General features: G+C 71.6%; 4 protein-coding genes. 2 read left to right on the top strand and 2 right to left on the bottom strand.

What is annotated here, in order from left to right; genetic code table 11:
* Positions 1–1,155: PKD domain-containing protein (locus tag AB0G02_RS27925; RefSeq protein WP_360799393.1), on the top strand; the 1,155-nt coding region annotated here is incomplete at its 5' end.
* Positions 1,156–1,284: 129 nt separating this feature from the next.
* Here the strand turns inward: AB0G02_RS27925 and AB0G02_RS27920 are convergent.
* Positions 1,285–3,564, bottom strand: coding sequence for a catalase (locus AB0G02_RS27920; RefSeq protein WP_360799390.1), 2,280 nt, complete (start codon positions 3,562–3,564; stop codon positions 1,285–1,287).
* A gap of 76 nt (positions 3,565–3,640) precedes the next feature.
* On the bottom strand, positions 3,641–3,904 hold the full coding sequence (locus AB0G02_RS27915) for a hypothetical protein (RefSeq protein WP_360799387.1): 264 nt from the start codon (positions 3,902–3,904) through the stop codon (positions 3,641–3,643).
* 102 nt (positions 3,905–4,006) lie between these two features.
* Between AB0G02_RS27915 and AB0G02_RS27910 the strand changes: the two genes are divergently transcribed.
* A partial coding sequence (locus AB0G02_RS27910) for an ATP-grasp domain-containing protein (RefSeq protein ID WP_360799384.1) occupies positions 4,007–4,623 on the top strand: 617 nt, incomplete at its 3' end.

The raw sequence follows: 4,623 nt of genomic DNA, 5'->3' as shown, positions 1-4,623 counted from the left end.
AAGGTCGTGGCGAGCGACCCGTGCCCGACCGGCGGGTCGTCGATCTCCGGCATCGCGTTCGAGTCGACCAGCACCTACCCGGCCGCCTACGACGGCGCGCTGTTCTTCTCCGACAGCTCCCGCGGGTGCATCTGGGCCATGCAGACGACCGCGGGCCAGCCGGACCCGGCCAAGCTGGTGCCGTTCGTGACCGGCGTGAACGTCCCGGTGCAGCTGATGATCGGTCCCGGCGGCGACCTGTTCTACATCGCGCTGGGCGCGGGCCAGCTGCGCCGCGTCAGCTACCCGACCGGCAACCACGCGCCGACCGCGGTCGCCACGGCCACCCCGCAGTCCGGGCCCGCACCGCTGACCGTCCAGTTCAGCGGCACCGGTTCGACCGACCCGGACGCCGGTGACACGCTGGGCTACGCGTGGGACCTCGACGGCGACGGCCAGTACGACGACTCGACCTCCGCCACCCCGACCTACACCTACACCGCGCAGGCCGCGGTCGCGGTGGGGTTGAAGGTGACCGACCAGGCGGGCGCGTCGGGCACCACCACGGTCACCGTCACGGTCGGCACGCCGGTCGCGCAGGACCCCGTGCCGGTGATCGACACCCCGACCGCGCCGCTGAACTGGTCGGTGGGGCAGAACGTGCCGTTCTCCGGCCACGCCACCGACCCGCAGGACGGCGCGCTGCCCGCGTCCGCGCTGAGCTGGAAGTTGAGCATCCAGCACTGCGCGACCAACGGCACGTGCCACGAGCACGTGGTGCAGAACTGGCCGGGCGTGGCGTCGGGCTCGTTCACCGCGCCGGACCACGAGTACCCGTCCTACCTGGACCTGACGCTCACCGCGACCGACTCGTCCGGGCGCACCAAGAGCACCACGACGAAGCTCGACCCGCGGACGGTGGCCTTGACGTTCACCACGAACCCCAGCGGGCTCCAGCTGAGCGTCGGCGGCACGGCGCAGACGACGCCGTTCACCCGCACGGTGATCGCCGGGTCGAACAACTCGATCAGCGCCCCCAGCCCCCAACCGGGGCCGTTGGGCCTGAAGTACAAGTACGGCAGCTGGTCCGACGGCGGTGCGCAGACGCACAACATCACCGCTCCGGCGAGTGCCGCGACGTACCAGGCGACCTACTCGTTGTGCCTGTTGTGCTGATCGTCGCGCCTGGACTGCTGACGTGACGCGACCGGCCGCGGACGGCGACGCCCGCGGCCGGTCACCCGCTCGGGCAGTGGTCCGCCCCGCCGCCGGGGGGGTGGCGTCGGGGCGGACGTCGAGGGGCCGCTAGACCAGGGAGGCGGGGAACCTGTCCCACACCCGGTGCGTGCCGAGCAGGGTCTGGACCTCGGTGAACACGTCCGCCGGGCTCTCGCCCACGACGATGCCCAGGTCGCCCACCGAGACACCCGCCTCGACCAGCGCGGCCTCGCCGGTGCCCCACACGCCGATCGCCTTGGCGTGCCGGTAGCACTCCTGGACCATCATCACCACGCGCGGGTCGACGGTGACGGCCGGCGCACCGGCCTTGGCGTCACGGCTCGGCAGCGCGTCCGGGCCGGGTGCCGGCGCGGCGGCCAGCAGCAGGGCGTCGAACTCGACCGAGCGGGCGGTGAGGAACGTCCGCTGGGCCACCAGCCCGTCCTCCAGGACACCGCCGCGCGCCGCGATGACCAGCGGGACCATGCCGGCCGCCGTGATCGTCTGGCGCAGGGTGTGCAGGCCGTCGAGGCTCGCCGGGTCGTTCGCGTCCACCACGATGCCGATCATCCGGCCGTCCGGCGGCCACACCTGGCCGATCTGCGACACGGCCGGGCTCGCCGCCACCTCACCGACCGCCTCGACCGGCTCGGTCGGCTCCGGCGCGGGCAGACCGAGACCGGCGGCCACCAGCGCGCACAGCTCGGTGTCGACGTTGGCGAGGACGCGCAGCTCGCGCTCCTTGACCGCCTGTTCGTAGCACTTGCCCAGCTCGAACGTGAACGCCCGGACCAGGTGCTCCTTCTCCACCGGGGTCAGGCTGCGGTAGAACATCCGGGGCTGGGAGTAGTGGTCCGCGAACGACGCGGGCGAGCGGCGCTCCTTCACCGCCTCGGCCACCGGCGCCGGGAACTCCACGAACGCACCGGTCTCCACGCCCGCCATGAACGGGCAGCCGCCGTCGAGCGTGTTCGGCTTGTACGGCGCCACGCCGCTGTGCACGGCGTGCTGGTGGAAGCCGTCGCGCAGCATGTCGTTGACCGGCGCGTGCGGGCGGTTGATGGGGATCTGGTTGAAGTTCGGCCCGCCGAGCCTGCTCAGCTGGGTGTCGATGTAGGAGAACAGCCGGGCGTGCAGCAGCGGGTCGTCGGTCACGTCGATGCCGGGCGGCAGGTGCCCGACGTGGAACGCCACCTGCTCGGTCTCCGCGAAGTAGTTGGTGGTGTTGCGGTTGAGCGTGAGCATGCCGATCGCCTGCACCGGAGCCAGCTCCTCCGGCACGATCTTTGTGGAGTCGAGCAGGTCGATGCCCTCGAAGGTCTGCTCCGGCGTGTCCGGGAACACCTGGATGCCCAGCTCCCACTGCGGGAACGCGCCGGCCTCGATCGCGTCGAACAGGTCGCGCCGGTGGAAGTCGGGGTCGACGCCCGCGATCATCTGCGCCTCCTCCCACAGCAGGGAGTGCACGCCCAGCTTCGGCTTCCAGTGGAACTTGGCCAGCGACGTCTTGCCCTCGGCGTTGACCAGGCGGAACGTGTGGACGCCGAAGCCCTCCATCATCCGGTAGGAGCGCGGCACGCCCCGGTCGGACATGTGCCACATCACGTGGTGGGTCGCCTCGGTGTGCGTGGAGACGAAATCCCAGAACGTGTCGTGCGCGCTCTGCGCCTGAGGGATCTCCCGGTCCGGGTGCGGCTTGGCGGCGTGGATGATGTCCGGGAACTTGATGCCGTCCTGGATGAAGAACACCGGGATGTTGTTGGCGACCAGGTCGAAGTTGCCCTCGTCGGTGTAGAACTTGGTGGCGAAGCCGCGGGTGTCACGCACCGTGTCGGCCGAGCCGCGCGAGCCCACCACCGTGGAGAACCGGGTGAACACGGGCGTGGTCACGCCCTCCTTGAGGAAACCGGCCTTGCAGACGTTCTCGGCGTTGCCGTAGCCGACGAAGACGCCGTGCACGGCGGCGCCGCGCGCGTGCACCACCCGCTCGGGGATGCGCTCGTGGTCGAAGTGGGTGATCTTCTCCCGCAGGTGGTGGTCCTGCAGCAGCGTCGGGCCGCGTGAACCAGCCTTGAGGGAGTGGTCGGTGTCGTGCAGGCGCGTGCCCGTCGACGTGGTCAGGTACTCGCCCTGCTGCTGCCGGACCTCCGCCGCCGCGCCCGTCTCGGCGCCGGTGGCGGTCCGCGTCTGCGGGGACGCCTGGTCCGCCTTGCGCGGCAGCGGGCCCTGCGGTTCGTCCGGCGGGTCCAGGGGCGGTGGGGTGCTGCCCGGAGCACCCGGGATGGGCGGCGTGACCAGGTCTGCGACCTTCTCCGCGGCCTTCTCCAGGGCTTCCTTGACGACCTTGGCGGGCTTGCTGGCGTCCACGTGCTCCTCCTCGTCGGGTATTCCCACGCCGACTACCCAGGTCGCGGCGAACTACACCAGGTGACCGCCGGCCGGTTCACAGCGCGATGAGACCCGCGTTCGTCCGGCGTTCGGGCGCGGTGATCAGGGTGTCGAGGAGGAACGCGTGGATCCCGCCGTCCCAGGCCACGTTGACGAACCCGACCAGGTCGTCGTCACGGCGTGCGGTCACCCAGCCGAGGCTGTGCCGGGTGACCTGCCCCCACCAGTCGTCGTCCAGCGTCCGGTGGTCGAAACCCTCCGCGTGCAGTGCGTTGACCTCGGTGTTCCGGAATCGGCCGCGCCACTCGTAGCTGATCACCGCCGGCAGCCTACGGACGGTGTGCGACTGGTGTCCGTCGATTTCGGGTGGGTGGGTATTCGCTCGACCGTCGGGTAATGCCGCACGCAGGATGAGCGCATCATGGCCGGTTCCCTGTTCGTCCCTCCCCCGGTGCTGCCCAGGATCGGTCCGCTCGTCCGTGCGGCGGTCGATCGCGGGCTGGACGTCGTGTCCGAGGTCACGGCCGGTCCGGTGCACTACTACGGCGGGCCGCTGTTCGCCGACCGCGTCGCGGCCCGGCTGGGTCTCGGGCTCCTCGAACCGGCCGACGACTGGCTGCCGGGCCTGCCGTGGGAGTGGGTTGGCCGCCGGATCCGCGGGACGACCCTCGCGGAGACGCGCGCCGGTGCGGACGCGGCCTTCGTCAAGCCGCCCGGCAGCAAGAGCTTCCCCGCCCGCGTCTACGGGCACGGCGGCGAGCTCCCCCACGACCTGCCGGACGACACGCCGGTGCTGGTGAGCGAGGTGGTGGAGTTCGCCGCCGAGTTCCGGCTGTTCGTGCTCGACGGCGAGGTGCGCACGGGGTCGCGTTACGCGACGTGGGGCCGGCTGGACCCGGCGCCGCTCGACGAGTGCGCCGACGCGGGGCGGGTGCGGGTGTTCGCCGCCGGGTTGACCGGGCTGCCCCGGCGCCGTGGACGGCACGTACTTCCGCAACGCCCGCGGCCTCTTCATGGGCGAGCTGACGCCGTACTTCC

It is taken from the genome of Actinosynnema sp. NPDC023658 (assembly GCF_040639995.1).
Lineage (GTDB): Bacteria > Actinomycetota > Actinomycetes > Mycobacteriales > Pseudonocardiaceae > Actinosynnema.
The sequence above is the reverse complement of the archived record's forward strand: the minus strand, read 5'-3'. Positions and strand labels throughout refer to the sequence as shown.